This is a genomic window from Thiohalocapsa sp. ML1 (assembly GCF_001469165.1).
In the GTDB taxonomy this organism is placed as follows: domain Bacteria; phylum Pseudomonadota; class Gammaproteobacteria; order Chromatiales; family Chromatiaceae; genus Thiohalocapsa.
In genome coordinates, this window is record NZ_JABX01000006.1 from 42,670 (window position 1) to 59,765 (window position 17,096).

Annotated in this window: 17 protein-coding genes; 10 read left to right on the plus strand and 7 right to left on the minus strand. The window is 67.3% G+C overall.

Features of this window, described 5'->3' with window-relative positions; translation table 11 throughout:
* Nucleotides 1-3 precede the first annotated feature (3 nt).
* Both nifD and nifH read right to left on the minus strand, forming a co-directional pair.
* Nucleotides 4-1,491 carry a nitrogenase molybdenum-iron protein alpha chain gene (gene nifD, locus ML01_RS05310; RefSeq protein ID WP_058554368.1) on the minus strand — a complete coding sequence of 496 codons (1,488 nt, stop codon included), beginning with the start codon at nucleotides 1,489-1,491 and terminating at the stop codon, nucleotides 4-6.
* A gap of 120 nt (nucleotides 1,492-1,611) precedes the next feature.
* On the minus strand, nucleotides 1,612-2,493 hold the full coding sequence (nifH, locus tag ML01_RS05315; RefSeq protein WP_058554369.1) for a nitrogenase iron protein: 882 nt from the start codon (nucleotides 2,491-2,493) through the stop codon (nucleotides 1,612-1,614).
* 231 nt (nucleotides 2,494-2,724) lie between these two features.
* Here nifH and ML01_RS05320 point away from each other — a divergent pair, with 231 nt between their 5' ends.
* The 10 genes from ML01_RS05320 to dcd all read left to right on the plus strand — a co-directional run bounded on the left by ML01_RS05320 (nucleotide 2,725) and on the right by dcd (nucleotide 11,135).
* Nucleotides 2,725-3,531: an NAD(+)--dinitrogen-reductase ADP-D-ribosyltransferase gene (locus ML01_RS05320; protein WP_058554477.1), complete on the plus strand. Its 807-nt coding sequence runs from the start codon at nucleotides 2,725-2,727 to the stop codon at nucleotides 3,529-3,531.
* 34 nt (nucleotides 3,532-3,565) lie between these two features.
* The gene (locus ML01_RS05325) at nucleotides 3,566-3,883 is read left to right on the plus strand and encodes a phosphoribosyl-ATP diphosphatase (RefSeq protein ID WP_058554370.1); all 318 of its coding nucleotides are present in this window, start codon (nucleotides 3,566-3,568) and stop codon (nucleotides 3,881-3,883) included.
* 349 nt (nucleotides 3,884-4,232) lie between these two features.
* Entirely contained in the window at nucleotides 4,233-4,493 is a 261-nt protein-coding gene (gene tatA / locus ML01_RS05330) for a Sec-independent protein translocase subunit TatA (protein WP_058554371.1), read from the plus strand.
* 29 nt (nucleotides 4,494-4,522) lie between these two features.
* Entirely contained in the window at nucleotides 4,523-4,840 is a 318-nt protein-coding gene (gene tatB / locus ML01_RS05335) for a Sec-independent protein translocase protein TatB (protein WP_058554372.1), read from the plus strand.
* A 209-nt stretch (nucleotides 4,841-5,049) separates the two neighbouring features.
* Nucleotides 5,050-6,210: a twin-arginine translocase subunit TatC gene (tatC, locus tag ML01_RS05340; protein WP_058554373.1), complete on the plus strand. Its 1,161-nt coding sequence runs from the start codon at nucleotides 5,050-5,052 to the stop codon at nucleotides 6,208-6,210.
* 290 nt (nucleotides 6,211-6,500) lie between these two features.
* Nucleotides 6,501-7,481, plus strand: coding sequence for a LysR family transcriptional regulator (locus tag ML01_RS05345; RefSeq protein ID WP_058554374.1), 981 nt, complete (start codon nucleotides 6,501-6,503; stop codon nucleotides 7,479-7,481).
* Between the two features lie 289 nt (nucleotides 7,482-7,770).
* Nucleotides 7,771-8,139 carry a helix-turn-helix domain-containing protein gene (locus ML01_RS05350; RefSeq protein ID WP_058554375.1) on the plus strand — a complete coding sequence of 123 codons (369 nt, stop codon included), beginning with the start codon at nucleotides 7,771-7,773 and terminating at the stop codon, nucleotides 8,137-8,139.
* Nucleotides 8,140-8,797: 658 nt separating this feature from the next.
* A complete protein-coding gene (locus ML01_RS05355; RefSeq protein ID WP_082673976.1) occupies nucleotides 8,798-10,024 on the plus strand; it encodes a lytic transglycosylase domain-containing protein in 1,227 nt (408 codons plus the stop codon).
* Nucleotides 10,024-10,503, plus strand: coding sequence for a septal ring lytic transglycosylase RlpA family protein (locus tag ML01_RS05360; RefSeq protein WP_082673977.1), 480 nt, complete (start codon nucleotides 10,024-10,026; stop codon nucleotides 10,501-10,503). Before ML01_RS05355 ends, ML01_RS05360 begins: the two co-directional genes overlap by 1 nt.
* 62 nt (nucleotides 10,504-10,565) lie before the next feature.
* Nucleotides 10,566-11,135 carry a dCTP deaminase gene (dcd, locus tag ML01_RS05365; RefSeq protein ID WP_058554377.1) on the plus strand — a complete coding sequence of 190 codons (570 nt, stop codon included), beginning with the start codon at nucleotides 10,566-10,568 and terminating at the stop codon, nucleotides 11,133-11,135.
* Between the two features lie 155 nt (nucleotides 11,136-11,290).
* Here the strand turns inward: dcd and ML01_RS05370 are convergent, their stop codons facing one another.
* The 5 genes from ML01_RS05370 to ML01_RS05390 form a co-directional block, all read right to left on the minus strand.
* The gene (locus ML01_RS05370) at nucleotides 11,291-12,937 is read right to left on the minus strand and encodes a glycosyltransferase family 39 protein (protein ID WP_082673978.1); all 1,647 of its coding nucleotides are present in this window, start codon (nucleotides 12,935-12,937) and stop codon (nucleotides 11,291-11,293) included.
* Nucleotides 12,938-12,987: 50 nt separating this feature from the next.
* Nucleotides 12,988-13,689: a hypothetical protein gene (locus ML01_RS05375; RefSeq protein ID WP_156427570.1), complete on the minus strand. Its 702-nt coding sequence runs from the start codon at nucleotides 13,687-13,689 to the stop codon at nucleotides 12,988-12,990.
* Nucleotides 13,690-13,780: 91 nt separating this feature from the next.
* Nucleotides 13,781-14,566, minus strand: a complete 786-nt coding sequence (locus ML01_RS05380; protein WP_254045142.1) for a phosphatase PAP2 family protein — start codon at nucleotides 14,564-14,566, stop codon at nucleotides 13,781-13,783.
* Nucleotides 14,567-14,678: 112 nt separating this feature from the next.
* Complete coding sequence (locus ML01_RS05385; RefSeq protein WP_058554379.1) at nucleotides 14,679-15,827, minus strand: glycosyltransferase; 1,149 nt, start codon at nucleotides 15,825-15,827, stop codon at nucleotides 14,679-14,681.
* A 214-nt stretch (nucleotides 15,828-16,041) separates the two neighbouring features.
* Nucleotides 16,042-16,938 (minus strand): Uma2 family endonuclease, encoded by an 897-nt coding sequence (locus ML01_RS05390; RefSeq protein ID WP_058554380.1) that lies wholly within the window; start codon nucleotides 16,936-16,938, stop codon nucleotides 16,042-16,044.
* Nucleotides 16,939-17,096: the final 158 nt, after the last annotated feature.

Genomic DNA, 17,096 nt, shown 5'->3' on the forward strand with positions numbered 1-17,096 from the left:
CATTCAAGCGCTGGCGGCCATAGGGGCCGCGGCGTCGTCGGCGTCCGACTTCAGCCACGGTGCCTGCATGCTCTTCCAGCAGGGGTTGTTGATGGTCATGTCCATATCGCGGGCGAAGATGGCGAAGCCGTCGTAGCCGTGGTACGGACCCGAGTAGTCCCACGAGTGCATCTGGCGGAAGGGGATGCCCATCTTCTGGAAGATGTACTTCTCCTTGATGCCGGAGCCGATGAGATCGGGCTTGATGCGCTTGACGAACTCCTCGAACTCGTAGCCCGTGACATCGTCATAGAGCAGCGTCGAGTCACCCATCTCCTTGATGGTGCGATCGTAGTCGTCGTTGTGCGCAAACTCATAGCCGGTGCCGACCACTTCCATGCCGAGATCTTCGTAGGCACCGATGATGTGGCGCGGACGCAGACCGCCGACGTAGAGCATCACGCGCTTGCCTTCGAGGCGCGGGCGGTACTTGGCAACGACGGCCTCGTACTCGGCCTGATACTTCGCGATGACCTTCTCGGCATTGGCCTGGATGGTCTCGTCGAAGCGCTCGGCGATGGCGCGCAGGCTCTCGGCGATCTTGGTCGGGCCGAAGAAGTTGTATTCCATCCACGGAATACCGTACTTCTCTTCCATGTGCCGGCTGATGTAGTTCACCGAGCGGTAGCAGTGGATGAGGTTGAGCTTGACCTTCGGGGTCAGCTCCATCTCCGACAGCGTGCCGTCGCCGGCCCACTGCGCCACCACGCGCAGGCCCATTTCTTCGAGCAGGATGCGTGAGGCCCAGGCATCGCCGCCGATGTTGTAGTCGCCGATGACGGCAACGTCGTAGGGCGTCGTTTCAAAGGAATTGTCGCCGTCGCGGTTGCCGATGACCCAGTCGCGGATGGCGTCGTTGGCGATGTGATGGCCCAAGGACTGGGACACACCGCGGAAGCCCTCGCAACGCACCGGCACTACCGGCTTGTCGAGCTCCTTCGACTTCTTCTTCGCCACCGACTCGATGTCGTCGCCGATGAGGCCGATCGGACATTCGGACTGCACCGAAATGCCCTTGGCGAGCGGGAACAATTGCTCGATCTCGCTAAGGATCTTGTCCAGCTTCTTATCACCGCCGAAGACGATGTCCTTCTCTTGGAAGTCGGAGGTGAAGTTCATCGTGCCGAAGGTATTGACGCCGGTCATACCAACGTAGTAGTTGCGCCGGCCGGCGCGCGAATACTGGCCGCAGCCCACCGGGCCGTGGGAGATGTGGATCATGTCCTTGATCGGACCCCACACCACGCCTCGGGAGCCAGCGTAGGCGCAGCCGCGGATGGTCATGACACCCGGCTGCGACTTGCGGTTGGACGTGATGCACTTCTTGGACTGCTCGATGGTCTGGTCGTTGACCGCGAGGTGCTTGGCGCGGTCTTTCTTGGCTTTGTCGGGGTAGACCTCGAGCACCTCCTGAATGAGGGCTTGGGTCTCTTCGCGGGTCATTGCTGCCATTTCGGCTTTCCTCGTATCGGCGCCGCCGCCAATCCGCGGACGGTCACGCATTGAAGAATGATCTCAAAGACCCCTATCCCCTCCGGGAGAAGGGAAAGGGGAGAGGGGTGGGGCGGAGCCTTAGGCGACGGCCTCTTCATCGGCAGTCTTGCCGACGATGCTCTCGTCTTCCTCGTCCATCAGGCCGAAGTCCATCAGCAGGTCTTCGAGCGCATCCATCGTGATCGGCGTCGGGATCACGAAGTTCTTGTTGTCGATGATCTTCTGCGCCAGGGTCCGATACTCGTCGGCCTGCTTGGCCTTCGGGTCGTACTCGATGACGGTCATGCGGCGGATCTCGGCGCGCTGCACAACGTTGTCGCGCGGCACGAAGTGGATCATGTGCGTGCCGAGCTGGCGCGCGAGCTCCATGATCAGCTCGTCCTCGCGGGCCGTGTTGCGGCTGTTGCAGATGAGGCCGGCGAGACGCACGCCGCCGGAGCTCGCGTACTTCACGATGCCCTTGGCGATGTTGTTGGCCGCGTACATGGCCATCATCTCGCCGGAGCAGACGATGTAGATCTCCTGCGCCTTGTTCTCGCGAATGGGCATGGCGAAGCCGCCGCACACCACGTCGCCGAGCACGTCGTAGAAGACGAAGTCGAGGTCATCCTCGTAGGCGCCTTCCTCTTCGAGGAAGTTGATGGCGGTGATGACGCCGCGGCCGGCGCAGCCGACGCCCGGCTCTGGGCCGCCGGACTCGACGCACTTGATGCCGGCGTAGCCGGCGCGCAGCACGTCTTCGAGCTCCAGGTCTTCCACCGAGCCGGCATCGGCGGCGAGGTGCATAATGGTCTCCTGAGCCTTGGCGTGCAGGATCAGGCGTGTGGAGTCGGCCTTGGGGTCGCAGCCGACGATCATGACCTTCTTGCCGAGCTCGGCGAGGCCGGCGACGAGATTCTGAGTGGTGGTGGACTTACCGATGCCGCCCTTACCGTAGATGGCGCATTGACGCAGTGCCATGGGTCTTTCTCCCGGTTGTTCGCCCCGGCGCGGGGCAGTCGTTGAAAGTGCGTTCAGCCGGGATAAAGCAGACGCCGTGCCAACCTGGAGGTTGCCGTGCAAGCAACTGAGAATAAAGGCTTTAACGGCGATCTGGTCGGCGGCGACGCTTGGTCGGATAGCCGACAAAGCCGCAAGTCTTGTGCGTATAAGGACAGGCTTCCCGACACGGGGCCGACACAGACGCCGTCGCTGCCGCGCGCTGCCCGGCTGCCCATCAACCGCTGCAACCTGCCGGCGGTGATCCTGGGTGGGCTCACCTACCAGGCGCATCCGGTGCCGCTCGAGATCGACGGCGTGCGTGCCTTTCACCACGAGCTATTCCGCTTTCTGGCGCCGATCGCGGAGCACCGGGAGCGCGCCGCGCTGTTCGTCGACTACATGGCCGCGCACTTCTGCCTGGACGACCTGGAACAGGCCGGGCTTGCGCCGGGGCGCGTGCGCAAGTCGCGGCGCAATGCCAACTACCTGCGCATGGTGCGTGGCTGGTCGTTCGACTCCGACGGCCGCGAGGGCGCGGTCCTGAAACACTGGGTGGAGACGCGCTTCGGGCTTCTCGCTCGCCACCACGCGGGTCCGCTGGACGGGCGCGACAGCGATGCCTACCAGCAGTACCTGGCCGCCGGTAGTCACGGGCTCTACGCCACCAACGCGCTGGAGGCCCAGCTCGACCTGCTCTACACCTATTGCCAGTACGAGCTGACCCGGCAGCACCCGCGGCAGACCCATCTCACGCTCTTTCGCGGCAGCAACCGCATCGACGAGCACGAGGTGCTTGCGCGTGGCTCCGACGGCTGGTATCGAGTATTGCTCAACAATCTGAACAGCTTCACGCGCGAGCGCGAGCGTGCCGACGAGTTCGGCGACTACATCCTGACGGCCCAGGTGCCGTTGGCGAAGATCTGCTTCTACAACGACCTCCTGCCCGGCATGCTGAAGGGGGAGGACGAGCTCGTTGTCATCGGCGGCGTGTACGCCGTGCGCATCGAGACGCTTTGAGCGGCCACCAAGCGAACCCCACGGAATTTGTTCCATGTCCGACGTCCTGCTGCGCCTCGCCGAGGTGCTCGAAGCCCGCAAGGCTGCCGACCCCGAGTCTTCCTATGTTGCGAAGCTCTACGCCAAGGGGCTTGATGCGATCCTGAAGAAGGTCGGCGAGGAGGCCACCGAGACCGTCATGGCAGCGAAGGACGGCGTGCCTGACAAGCTCGTGCACGAGGTCGCCGACCTTTGGTTCCACACCCTGGTGCTGCTCGCGCAGCAGGGGCTTGGACCGGCAGAGGTGCTGGCGGAGCTCGACCGACGCTTCGGCCTGTCCGGGCTCACGGAGAAGGCGCAGCGCGACGGTTGACCGCGGGCGCCGGTCGTGCCACGCCGGGCCGATACGCGCGCCGCCGCATCCGGTCGTCGCCGCAGGTAAGCCAAGGGCCAAGGGCCAGGGCCGAGGACGACTCCCTCGGCCCTCGGCCCTTCTTCCATCAAGCGCCTTGTCGCCGTGAAACTTGACTCATCTGAGCATTTGGTGCAGTCAAGCAATCTAGCTACATCGTTAGGTCGCCGCGGATGCGGTATCATGCGCGGTCTTTTCCGGGGCGGTGCAGCCGCACCCCGGCGTGCAGGGCCGACGCCGCTCCTCACCGCGGCGCGGGTTCTCTCTAGAGTCATAAGCCCGTCCCAAGCCGGCGGGCGCGGAGGTCGACATGGGCATGGGTGGCATCAGTATCTGGCAGCTCCTGATCATTCTCGTGATCGTGCTGCTGTTGTTCGGCACAAAGCGGCTCAAGAACATCGGTTCGGATCTTGGCGGCGCCGTGAAGGGCTTCCGCTCGGCGATGGGCGATGCCAATAAGGACGACGAAGGCGCGAAGCAGCTCGACGACGGCAAGGCCGAGCGGACCGCCGAGGGCGACGCCGCCGGGGGCTCCGGCGCGGCCAAGGACACCGACAAGAGCAAGGTCTGAAGGCGATGGCTGCGGAGGCTTGAGCGGCGATGTTCGACATCGGTGCGTTGGAGCTGGTCCTCGTGGGCGTCGTCGCCCTGCTGGTGGTGGGGCCCGAGCGCCTGCCCAAGCTCGCGCGCACGGCGGGGCTTTGGCTAGGCCGCGCGCGGCGCGCCTTTATGTCCGTGAAATCGGAGATCGACCGCGAGATCAAGGCGGAGGAGCTGAAGGAGATCCTGCGCAAGCAGGCCCAGTCCAACCCGCTGGAAAGCATCATCGAAGAGGATGGTGGCGTGTCCGACAGGCACGGCACCCGCAGCCACAGGCCATCCAAGCCCACGGCGCATGATCCGACTGATCCGCCCTAAAGTGCGCCGCCCTGGCTGACGCAATCCGTGACAGGGGCGTTGCCGACCTGCCCGGGTAGGTCCGCAACGCCCTTGCGCGTCGCTCCCCGGGTTCCCGGCGGCTCGGTCCGGTTGCGCGCAGGACCCGCTCGCACCGCGCCGGTATCACAGACCTCCGGGCAGCGAATCCTCATCCACGCACGGCGCCGGCGATGCGCCGATCGAGCAGCATGAACCCCCAGCAATCGACGGATCCCAGCGACGACGGCCTCGGCGGTGAGCAGCCGTTCATGTCTCACCTCGTGGAGCTGCGCGACCGCCTGCTGCGCATGGTCATCGCCATCGTCCTCGTGTTCGTGGTGCTGTTTCCCTTCGCGAACGACATCTACACCTTCGTCGCCGAGCCGATTCGCGCCCAGTTGCCGGCAGGCTCGCAGATGATCGCCACGCAGGTTGCCTCGCCCTTCCTGACGCCGTTCAAGCTGGCGCTCGTCGTGGCGGTGTTCATCGCGATGCCCTATCTATTGTTCCAGTTCTGGGGCTTCGTCGCGCCGGGGCTCTATACCCACGAGAAGCGGCTCGCGCTGCCGTTGGTGGCCTCGAGCATCGTGCTTTTCTACTTGGGGATGGCCTTCGCGTACGTGGTCGTCTTCCCGCTGGTGTTCGGCTTCTTCACGGCGGTGACCCCGGACGGCGTGGCGCAGATGCCGGATATCGAGTTTTATCTGGAGTTCGTGCTGAAGCTGTTCTTCGCCTTCGGCATTGCCTTCGAGATCCCCATCGCGACCATCCTACTCGTGGCCGTTGGGGCGACGACGCCCGAGGCCCTTGCCGAGAAACGGCCCTATGTCATCGTCGGCGTCTTTATCGCCGGCATGCTGCTGACCCCGCCCGACGTGGTGAGCCAGACGCTGCTCGCGATACCCATGTGGATCTTGTTCGAGGCCGGCGTGTTCTTCTCGCGCTGGTTCCAGAAGCGCGGACCCGGCGCCGCGCCGCCGCCGTCCGGCGGTGGCAGCGCCTCCGGGGCAGCGCGATCCGCCGGCGGGAGCGGCGGCTGGAGCGTTGGCCGCGAGATCGACGGCGGCGACATCGACGAGCCCGGGCGCTATCGGCCGATGACCGAGGCCGAAATGGAAGCTGAGCTCGACGCCATCGAGGCGGAGGAGGCCGCCGATGCCGAGGCGGATGCAGCGCTGCCGACACGGACCGGGCCGGCAAACAGCAAGCCCGCGGATCCGATCGAGGAGCTGATTCGCAGCGCCAACGAGCGCCGCGCCGATGGCGACCCGGCGTCCGCCCGCCATCTGCTTTATCTGGTGCTCGAGGAGGGCGACGCCGACCAACGGCGCGTCGCCCGCAACATCCTTGCCGACCTAGACCGGGATTGACGCCCCCCCGATCCCCGCGCTCGGGCAGCCCATCCCGGGCCAGGTCCACTTCCTCTGCCGTCGGCGCTACCCTTGGGTGCGGCCGAACTGCTTGGCGACCAAGCCGCATTCAGTTTTCGCTTCGGGGCAACTGCACTGATGCTCGGCGTCTGCCGTGGCCGCGCGACGGCCGCGCGGCGATCAGGTCCGGCGCGTTGGCGCGCTCGGTTGCGGCTACACTGGCACGTGCTTGGGCAAATGAGAGTCACTACGCCCAACACCGACAGCACACTACTGGAGGTTTGGACCAGATGACATCCGCGCAGCAGATCCACTACAAGCAGAATCGACTGAAGCAGTTGCGGGCCTTTTGTCACGCGGCGCGCACCGGCAGCGTCAGTGCCGCGGCGGAGAAGATTTTTCTGAGCCAACCGACGGTTTCGCTGCAGATCCAGGCCCTCGAGCGCGAGCTCGATACGGTGCTGTTCGAGCGACGGGGTCCGAAGATTCGGCTCACACCGGAGGGCGAGCTGCTCTACGAGCTGGCCCAGCCGCTGGTGGAGGGCATGGACAAGCTGCACGAGACCTTCTCGGTGCACTGCGGCCGGGTCGATCAAGGCAGCCTAGACATCGCCGCCGGCGAGGCGACCATCCTTTACATCCTACCGGAGCCGGTGCGGCGCTTCGTGGATCAGTATCCGGGCATCGACCTGCGCCTGCACAACGTCACCGGCCGTGATGGACTGGCCATGCTGCGTGCCGATCAGGTAGACATCGCCGTTGGCTCTATGCTGGAGATCCCTGATGACGTCACCTATCGCCCCGTGGTCACCTTCAGTCCCGCGCTCATCACGCCCGCGAACCACCCCCTTGCCAATAAGCAGGATGTGACGCTGGCCGAGATCGCCGAGTACGGGCTCATCCTGCCGCCGCGGCACCTCAGTACCTGGCGCACGGTCGATCTCATGTTCCGCCAGCAGGAGCTCGACTACAAGGTCACGCTGGAGGCCGGTGGTTGGGAAGTGATCAAGAAGTACGTCGAGCTCGGTCTCGGCATATCCATTGTCACCGATCTTTGCTTGACCGGGCGTGAACAGCTCGGCTGCGTGCCGCTGGAGCGCTATTTCCCGAAACGCAGTTACGGTATCGTGCTTCGGCGCGGTAAGTTTCTATCGCCGCAGACAAAGCGTTTTCAGGAGATCATGGATCTGGTGTTCCCCGGCGAGGCAGGGGATCGGGGCGGTCGTCAGCGCCGGGGTGAGGGCGATCTCGGGGACGGCCTGATGGGCTGAGTCGAGCGCGGCGGGCAAGCTGTGCGGCGAGCCGCGGCGCGCTGCTCGCCATCTGCCGACAGGCTTTGGCACGAATAGTGTGCAGCGTGGTGTCCGTTTGCGGCGGGTGGCCCAGGGTCCGCGCGGCCAGTCCCGAAGCGCGTTTTCGCGTTCCGCTCGGTCTCGACACCCCCCGATCGGCGCAGCCCACACGAGAAGTGTTCGGAATCGCATGGAACCCCTTGATTCCTACATGGATTCCGGTTTCGTTGTGTACCAAGCGCATTCCGACCTTAATTATCCTTATTGAATGACACTGAACAAACAAATCGGCCAGCGTCTCCGATCAGCACGGCTGGCCCACAAATACAGCCTGGCAGAGCTCGCCTCCCGCACGCGGACGCTCTCGAAGTCGCGCATCAGCAACTACGAGCAGGGCATCCGGCGCATGGGCATTGAAGAAGCGCAGGAGCTCTCCGAGGCCCTTGAGGGGATCACCCCGGCATACCTGCTGTGCCTGGATGACACCTCGCCATTGTCCGAAGAGGAATGGCAGCTCATTCAGCGCTACCGCCGGACGGACGGACGCGGGCGCGCGCTGATCCAGCAGATCGCGGACAATCAGGGGCAATACGTCGTCAACCGCGACAAGGATGCGCGGGATAACGACCAGCCTTGATCCTTGTCATGTCAGCACCTGATTAGAAAGGAAGCGCAGCCAGCTTCAGATTCCCGGCAGAATCAGCATTCTGCGCAACCGGCCGGTCTACGTTTGCCGGCTCTGCCGCTCTGCGTAGTCAGCTTTCTGACAACGTGATGTGTCTAGCAGAAGCATCTTGCTAATCAGGTGTCAGCATGTCGGGGTCATCACTCCCGAGTGGTTCCTGACCCTATCCTCCTAGACGGCTCAGCATTCTCGTGGCCCAGTGGCATGTCGTGTCGATAGCGATTTCGATGGGCTCGATGTCGGGCTTCGCTGCGCTGCCTTGATCCCGGGAGAGTACCGGTAGTGTCTGAACCGTCATGAGGGTCTGACCCCTGCGCTAGAACCGGGACCCGGAACCCGGAACCCGGAAGGGGTGGACGAAGGCGCTGCTCGTCGTCGTGAGCGCAGGATTCAAAATTCGATTTCGACGACGATAATTTCGACCATTCGTCCAACTGGCGGTGGCAGGGATCAAGCAGAACGCGGGTTTACCGCCCATTTTGGCAGCGTTTCCCCGGCAGCCATCGTTCACACTGCTTTGACCGCATCCCCCGCGCCCATTACAGTTGCGCCGCCGGCCTGCTGGGGCTAGGCACATTCTTGGTTGAGTGTACGGTTGGGCGGACAGAAGATGTGTAACGGTTTATACGCGCGGGCGGCGCGCACTGCTGGGCCGGGCGCCCTTTGGTTGCTTGGCGCCGTCGGGCTCTTGACGCTCCTGATGTCGGGCTGTGCGGGCAAGGGGGACGCACGGGACGATGGGGTGCCCTTCGTCCAGTCGGCCGAGTTTCCCATGCCGGCGGGGCTGGAAGACAACGTGGCCTTCTGGCGGAACGTCTACGCGAAGTGGGGGCGCGACAAGGTCATCATCCATGACGATGAGCACATGGGCGTCATCTACCAGGTCGCGCAGTTGCCAGGGCCCATCGAGGAGGTCTACACGCCCGCGCAAAAGGATTATGTGCGGAGCTTGAGCGAGAGCTGGAGGGCTCGGCTTCGCGCCCTGGAGCGGCGCGTTGCGGAGCGCGCGCGACTGAGTGCCGAGGAGAAGCAGCTCAAGGCGCAGCTCGAGCAGAAGGGCGGGCCGGGCGCAGTCTTTGGTGCGGACGAGCGCGTGCGCAGCCAGCGCGGCGTGCGCGAGCGCTATCGCGGCGGCCTCGAGCGCAGCGGGCGCTGGGAGCCGGCCTTCCAGGACGTGTTTCGCCGGCATGGGCTCCCGGAGGATCTGGCCCTGCTGCCGCATGTGGAGTCGTCGTTCCAGGCCAACGCCCGCTCCAGCGCCGGCGCGTCCGGGATGTGGCAGTTCATCCGCTCCACCGGCAAGAGCTACATGACGGTCAACTCGTCCATCGACGAGCGCCTCGACCCCGTCGTGGCCGCCGATGCCGCGGCACGCTACCTGAAAAACTCCTACTCCAAGCTCCACAACTGGCCTATGGCGCTTACGTCCTACAACCACGGTCTTGGCGGCATGATGCGCGCAAAGGAGCGCTACGGCACCGATTTTGCCCGCATCGTCCGCGATTACGACGGGAAATATTTCGGCTTTGCGTCGCGCAACTTCTATGCGCAGTTCCTGGCCGCGCGCCACGTCGCGCGCAACGCGGATCGGTACTTCCCGGAAGGGCTTCGCTTCGAGCCGCCGCTGCGCGACCAGTCGGTGCGACTGCCCTATGCGCTGACCGTGGATGAGTTGTCGCGCCGTTACCGCGTGCCGCCGTCGGCGCTGCTGGCACGCAATCTCGCCTGGCTCGCGCCGATCCGCAACGGCTCGCGGCCGGTGCCCGCGGGCAGCAAGGTGTGGCTGCCGGAAGGCGCTGCGCGGGCGCAGGGCGCACTGCGCGCGAGTGCGTTCTGATGAGCGCGGCGCGGCTCTCGACGGCGGCCGACTGGGCGACTCGCCAGCGCACGGCAATGGGATGCGCCGCGCTGCTGCTCGCGCTGTCCTCTATGCTGTCGCCGGCCCCGGCGCTTGCGGCCGGGGAGGGTATGGCGTCGTATTACGGCGCGGGCTTTCATGGCCGACGCACGGCGAGCGGTCAGCGCTTCGATCAGCACGCGATGACCGCCGCCCACCGCACGCTCGGGTTTGGCACCCGGGTGCGCGTCACGGACAAGCGCACCGGCCGCAGCGTCGTCGTGACCATCAACGATCGCGGCCCATTCAAGCGCGGTCGGATCATCGACCTGTCCCGCGGCGCGGCGCAGCGGCTCGGCATCGTGGCGGCGGGGGTGGCGCCGGTGCGTGTGGAAGTGCTCGGGCGCGAGCCCCTCGCCGGGCGGATCATGCACACGGGCGCCAGCCGCGAGGCATCGCTGTTGCGCGAGCTGTTCTAGCATCGCCAGGCTGCCGCACTCGCCCGCCGGCTGCTCCGGCAGCATTCGGAGATAACCGCCCCATGTCCATCAAGTCCGACCGCTGGATCCGTCGCATGGCGGAGCAACACCGCCTCATCGAGCCGTTCGAGCCCGCTCAGGTGCGTGAGGCGGCCGACGGGCGCCGGGTCATCTCCTATGGGACCTCGAGCTACGGCTACGACATCCGCTGCGCGGGCGAATTCAAGATCTTCACCAACATCAACTCCGCCGTGGTTGACCCGAAGCAGTTCGACTCCTCCAGCTTCGTGGATCTGCAGGCCGACGTCTGCATCATCCCGCCGAACTCCTTCGCGCTGGCGCGCACGGTGGAGTACCTGCGGATTCCGCGCAATGTGCTGACCATTTGTCTGGGCAAGTCCACGTACGCCCGCTGCGGCATCATCGTCAACGTGACGCCGCTGGAGCCGGAGTGGGAAGGTCACGTGACCCTGGAGTTCTCGAACACCACGCCGCTGCCGGCCAAGATCTACGCCAACGAGGGCGTTGCGCAGATCCTGTTCCTGGAGTCCGACGAGCCCTGCGAGACCTCCTACCTCGACCGCGGCGGCAAGTATCACAAGCAGACCGGGGTCACGCTGCCGAAGCCCTGATCCCGCCGTGACGGCCCGGAGAGCCGACCTCCAGGTCGGCTTCCGACAGCCGTGCACCCGTCAGCACCTCGGAAATCCGATGCTGACCCCGATGACGGCCACTCCGACGACTCGGCGCCAAGCGCAACCGGTCTCGGGCCTTCCGTCGCGAAGCATCAGCGCGAGTTGCCGCCCTCCGCCACCCCGTCGGCAACGTAACGGTACAGCCGCCAGCCTTGGATGGGATCTGGGCAGCCTGCCGCCTCCCAGGGCGCGCCGCCGGCAACCACCATGAGCGGCTGGCCGCGACACTGGAACAGACTTCGCGTCTCGACGGCCCTGAACCCCGGGATCTCCGGCGGCGCGAACTTGTAGGCGACGAGCCAAAAGCCCGTTGCCTGCAGCGCGCCCATCTCCGGCATCGCCACGAGCCGCCAGCGGCTGTACTCGGACGGCCGTGCGATGTTGGGCCACTGGCCGACGCCGAGCTCGGGCGCATAGAAATTCAGCATCGCGGCGAACGGATAGCGATCGGCGAAAACAGGCGCCGACAGCGTCGTCGCATAGGCGGCCAACGCCGGGTAGCCGTAGCTCTCGCGCAGGATGCGTTGAGAGGCGTCCGGCAGCGGCAGCGACGCGGTGGCCGCATGCAGCGCGTACAGGCTGACCAGCATCAGGTTGCCGGCCGCGGCAATCAGCACCCGGCGTCCGAGTGGCGCGAGCAGTGCGGCCGCCAGCGGCACGGCGCCGATGAGGTAGGTTGCCGACCAGTTGGCCTCGACGTCCCCCTTCAGCGCCAGCAGCGAGAACAGCGCGAGCGGAAACACCGCCGCTGCGACCAAGAGTGTGCGGGCGGGCTGGTCGAACCAGCGTGCAGCGGTATCGATGGCGCGGCGCGGTCCGCCGCGCCGCCACAGCGACGCCGCCAGCGGCAGCAGCAACAGCCCCCAGAAAGCGAGCTGCGCGCCGAGGAAACCCGCGAGGCTCGCGAGGCGCTCGGCCGGGGTGTCGGGTCCGCCGTCCGGGGGCGAGTAGGAGAACGCGCCGACCGCCGGTGGCAGGCTGTCCGCCGGGAGCTCGAAGCCCCCCGTATCGGTGGCGAACCCATGGCCGAATTGGAAGCGCAGGCTGATCCAGTCGTTGTTCGCGTTCCAGATCAGGTTTGGCGAGAAGACCAGCAGCGCCAGCAGGCCGCCCAGGTAAGGCCAGGGCGTCGCGAGCGCGCGGCGGTCCGCGGCGAGCATCGCCCAGAGGAACACCGGCCCGATGAGCACCATGCTGTACTTGCCGAGCAGCCCGAGGCCGGTGGCAAGCCCGGCCGTGAGCCAGCGGCGGCGATCGTGCCGCAGCGCCGCCAGTGCCTCGTGCAGCGCGAGCGCCCAACACAGGGTCAGCACCGTGTCCGGCGTCGTGATGACGCCGCCGATGAGACCGGGCAGCGTCCCCACGGCCAGCACCAGCGCGAGCAGCAGCCCGTCGCCCCGACGCAGTCCGCAGGCGCGGTAGAAGCGCCAGAGGATCAGCAGCGTCAACAGCCCGGCGAGCACGGCGCCGAGCCGCGCCGCGAACGCAGAGCCCGGCTCCAGCCGCGTGCCTAGGCCGAGCAGCGCGACGCCCGGCGGATGGTCGAAGTAGCCCCAGGCCAGTGCCCGAGCCCAGTGGAAGTAATACGCCTCATCCTGCGTGACAGGCACGAGCGCGGCCACCGCGAGCCGCCACAGCGTGATCCCGAGGATCAGCCCGAGCGGCAGCAGCGGCGAGAACAGACGGGCTTTGCCCGCGGGCGCTGGTCCTGTGGGGGAGGCTAGCAAGGCGTTGGGCATGGCGACAAGCGCCCGCGCGCGCCGCGGCGTGACCTCGGGCGCAGAAGGTGCTACCTGCGCTGGATGCGCGGGCAGCCGTTCGCGCGCAACTGTTGCGCCACGAGGGTGCGAATGCGTTGCTGCTCGTCGGCGAGCTGCGGCGGCGGCGCGGGCGAGCGGCCGAGCATGGACTCCGCCTGGCGCAGATCGTTGCAGCGCGAGCGCCCCGCAGGCAGCAATGCCGCCCGATAGGTGTGCGCCGAGGCGCCATACAGGAAGCCGAGCGCACTGCCGGCGACCTCGCGGCGCGCGTCCTGCGCCGCCATCAGGAGCTTCTCGTTCTCGCGGTCAAGCTTCTTTTCCTTCCCGTCGTCGAGGCGGTTGCGTCGCTCGCTCAGGGTCAGCAGCAGCCCGCCGTGGTAGGACACGCGGCTCGTTGCATTGCGGTCCGGCTGTAGCTCCAGGGCTTTGCGATAGCCGGCCTCGGCGCAGTCGAGCAGCTCGCGCACCTTGGCGTCCTGCGCGGAGGCGGTCACCGGCTGCTGGATCGCGAGCTTCAGGCAGGCATCCCCCTTCACGGCATGGGACTTAGCGCACTCCTCGGTGCGGGTATTGCAGCGAATGTTGGTGACCGCAATGCTATGAAAGTCGCCGGCGACGGCTCTGGCCGTCATGGCCTCGTTGAGCTCTTTCTGATCGGCCGTGCCGGCGCAGCCCGTCAGCGCAGTCGTCGCGACCGCCGCCGCGAGCAAGAAGAAGTACCCAGATCTCACGCAAGCCCGCTCCGCAGTTCAGCCTAATCCAATGGGTCCCGGCCGCCGGGCGTCTGCGCCGACGGCGTCAAGCCGGCAATCATCGCACAGTTCAGCGCAACTGCCGCTCGCCGTTGGCCGCGTCCGGGCGTGTCTCCGGATCCTCTGCGCGGCAGAAAAGGTGCCGCAGCAGCAGGTAGCCAAGCAGCACCAGGAACATGGACGCCAGCACATCGCTCAGAAAATGCCCGCCCGCGGCCATCCGCGCCAATCCCACCAGCGCCGTGTAAAGCACCGCCGCGATGAACCAGCCCGAGCGCGGACCGCCGAGCAGGTGCGCGACGGCGATCAGGTACGCGGCCGCCGCGACATGCCCGGAACAGAAGGAGCCCCCCCGCGCGCCCGTGTGCACGAAGGCCGGCGTAAAGGGGCGGTCTCCGCCGAGGGCGCTCACCTGCACCGGCCGCGCCCGCCCCCAGTGCTCCTTGAAGATCTGGTTGACCACGAGCCCCGGCAGCAGGGCGAGCAGGCACAGCAGGAGCGCGAGCTTGCGCCCGCTGAGCCCGAGCAGCGCCGCGGCGCCCCGGCGGCGCTGGCGGCGGTTCAGGACCCAGACCAGGATCAGGGCCAGGTTGCCCGCGACCATCAGCACCTCCACCGAGTGGTAGAGGAGGCGCTCCCAGGGTGTACCCAGCGCCTCGAAGCCTGCGCCTGGTGTGTAGAACCAGCCGGCGACGGCCAGATCGATGCCGGGGAAGGCGAGCATGAGATTCGCAAAGGCCAGGAACAGCAGCAGCCAGCCGATGGGGATGCCGGCCACGGGCTCTCGCAGCGATGGCAGCCAGCGCTTCGTGCGCTCGCGCATGAAGCCCCAGGGGCCGTTCAGCAGATCCAGCATGGCATCGTCGCGGGTGGGTCGGTAGGTCGCCCGTGGCGGGGTTCGCGCAGGGTCGGCGCCGGCAGTTTAGCGGCTGCAGCGCGGCCTGGCGCGGGCGCGGTGCCGGCCAGACTCAGCCGGTCCAGTGGCGCGGCAGGGCGAAGGCGTCGAGATAGGCATCGGTGCCGCGCTCCACCGCGTAGGGCCGCACGGCCTCGCGCAGCCTGCTCGCGTCCGCTGGCGCTGCGAGCGTCGCGGCCATCGCCGCTGCCAGTGCCGGCGCATCGCCGACGGGCACGAGCTGCCCGACGCGCCCGTCGTCCAGTACCTCCCGCGGGCCGCTCGGGCAGTCCGTCGATACCACCGGCGTGCCCATGGCCAGCGCCTCCACCAGCACCAGGGGCATGCCCTCCCAGCGCGAGCTCAGCACGAACAGGTCGGCGTGGGCCAAGGCGCCGTAGGGGCGCGGCATGAACCCCGCCAGATCCAGGTCCGCGGCGACGCCGACCTCCGCCGCCAGCGCCGCGAGCCGCCCGCGCTCGGCGCCTTCGCCGAGGATCATCAGTCGGCAAGGCCGCTCGGCACGCAGCGCAGCGAAGGCCCGGACCAGCGTCGCGAAGTCCTTGCGCCGGCTGAGCTCGCCGACGCCGAGGATCAGCGGCGCGGCGGGGTCGTGGAACCAGGCATGGTTTGGTGCCGGTAGGGGGGTGTCGAACAGCGCATCCGGCACCACCGGCGTCGGCACCACGCGGATCAGCGCCGGGTCGAGGCCGGCGAAGCCGACGAGATCCTGCGCCGCGCCGCGGCTCGGCACCAGCACCCCGGCGGCGCGCGGGTACAGCCGCGCGACGGACTGACGCTGCAGCCAGCGCTCCAGCGCACCGCGGCTCGCGAGGTCCACGGACAGCGTGGTGCCCGAGCGCAGATAGAGCCGCGTGCCGCCGCCGGCCAGGGCTAGGGCCGCGAGCGCCGTGCGGTTGACCCGGTCCTTGTCGGACAGCAGCACCGCCGGGCGATGCCGACGCAGATAGAGCACGATGGCGGGCACGCAGGCGTAGGTGTGGCGGCTGCCCAGATCCACGATGCCGAGGTTGGGCGTCTCGACGGCGGCCTCGGCCAGGTCCGGCCCGTGCCCGCGCACCTTGAGCAGATCGACCCGATAGCCGCGCCGGGCGAGGGCCGGCAGCAGGTGCTTCGCGAGCCGGTCCACGCCGCTGTGCCCGGACGTCGAGAAGAGGCAAGCGATGCGGCCCGGGTCGGTGGTGGTGGGTCGAGCCGTCATTCGGCAATCCAGTCCAGCAGGCCCTCATCGACGCGCGGGCGCGCGGCGTCGGGCTAGATGAAACGCCGATGCAGGATCGCGAGCTGCCGGTTCCGAGCGCGGCATGCGGCCCTCTAGGCTTGAGGCCATGAACATTTCACGACAATAACCTGAGCTGGCGTAGCGGGTTGGGCGCTGTTGCCCTAGCGCGGGAAGAGGTCCGGCGGTGGCGCCTCTAGCGCGACGCCAGTTGCGCCCGCAATGCGGCCAGTTCCTGCTCTGCTGCGGCGCGTGCCGCGGCCTCGGCGTCGGCGCGCTTGTCTGCGGACTCGGCGCGGGCGGCTTCCGTCTCGGCGCGGGCGGCCTCGGCCTCGGCGCGAGCGGCCGCGTCGCGCGCCTCGCGTTCCAGGTGCCGCCAGCCGGGCAGCACGAAGTCCCAGTACACCGGGTCGCGACTCATCGCCTCGGGACCGGGGCGGGTGATGAGATCCGTCACGCGAAACTGCCAGCCCGGCAAGACCGACGAACGGATCAGGCCGTCCGCGGGCGCGATGGGCACATACAGGCCGCCGTCGTCCAGGCGGAAGAAGGCTTGGCGCGCCGGCTCCCGGTGCACGATGAAGTATTCTGGCACCCCGGCGGCGGCGTACTCGGCGCGCTTGAGCACCAGATCGCGGTCGACGCTCTGGCTGTCCTTGTCCGACAGCGCCTCGACACAGAGATCGAAGATGCCGTGATAGGACACATCGAGCGGCAGCAGCGGCTCGGGGTTGTCGTCGCGCACGATGCCGAAGTCGGGCCGGCGGATGACGGTGCCGCTGGGCAGCGCGAGCCGGAAGCCCATCTCCAGCCCCACCACCTGGGCGATGGGCTGGGCACGCAGGTAATGGCGCACCAGTTCCAACAGCCAGAGGTAAACGAGCCAGGTCTCGCAGTCCGACACGGGTTTCTCCTCCAGCCGGCCGTGGTTCCATTCGTAGGACCGATCGCCCGCCAGGTAGAAATCGGTCCAGTAGTCGCGCTCGCCGACCCGCAGGCCGTCGGCGGACGGCGCCGAGGTCGCGGCGAGCGGTGCCGACGTGCGCGGCTTATGGCGCGCGGCGGGGGCGTCGCGCAGGGCGGTTGGGCTCATGTCGGGAACCTCTTTGGAAACCTGTTCGGAAACCTGCTCGGAAACCTGCTCGGAAACCTGTGCGGAAACCTGTGCGGAAACCTCCGCGGGTCGCGGATGACGCGACTCGAAGCACGCGATGATGCCAGAGGGCCGCCGGCCGTGGCCACTCGGCGGGA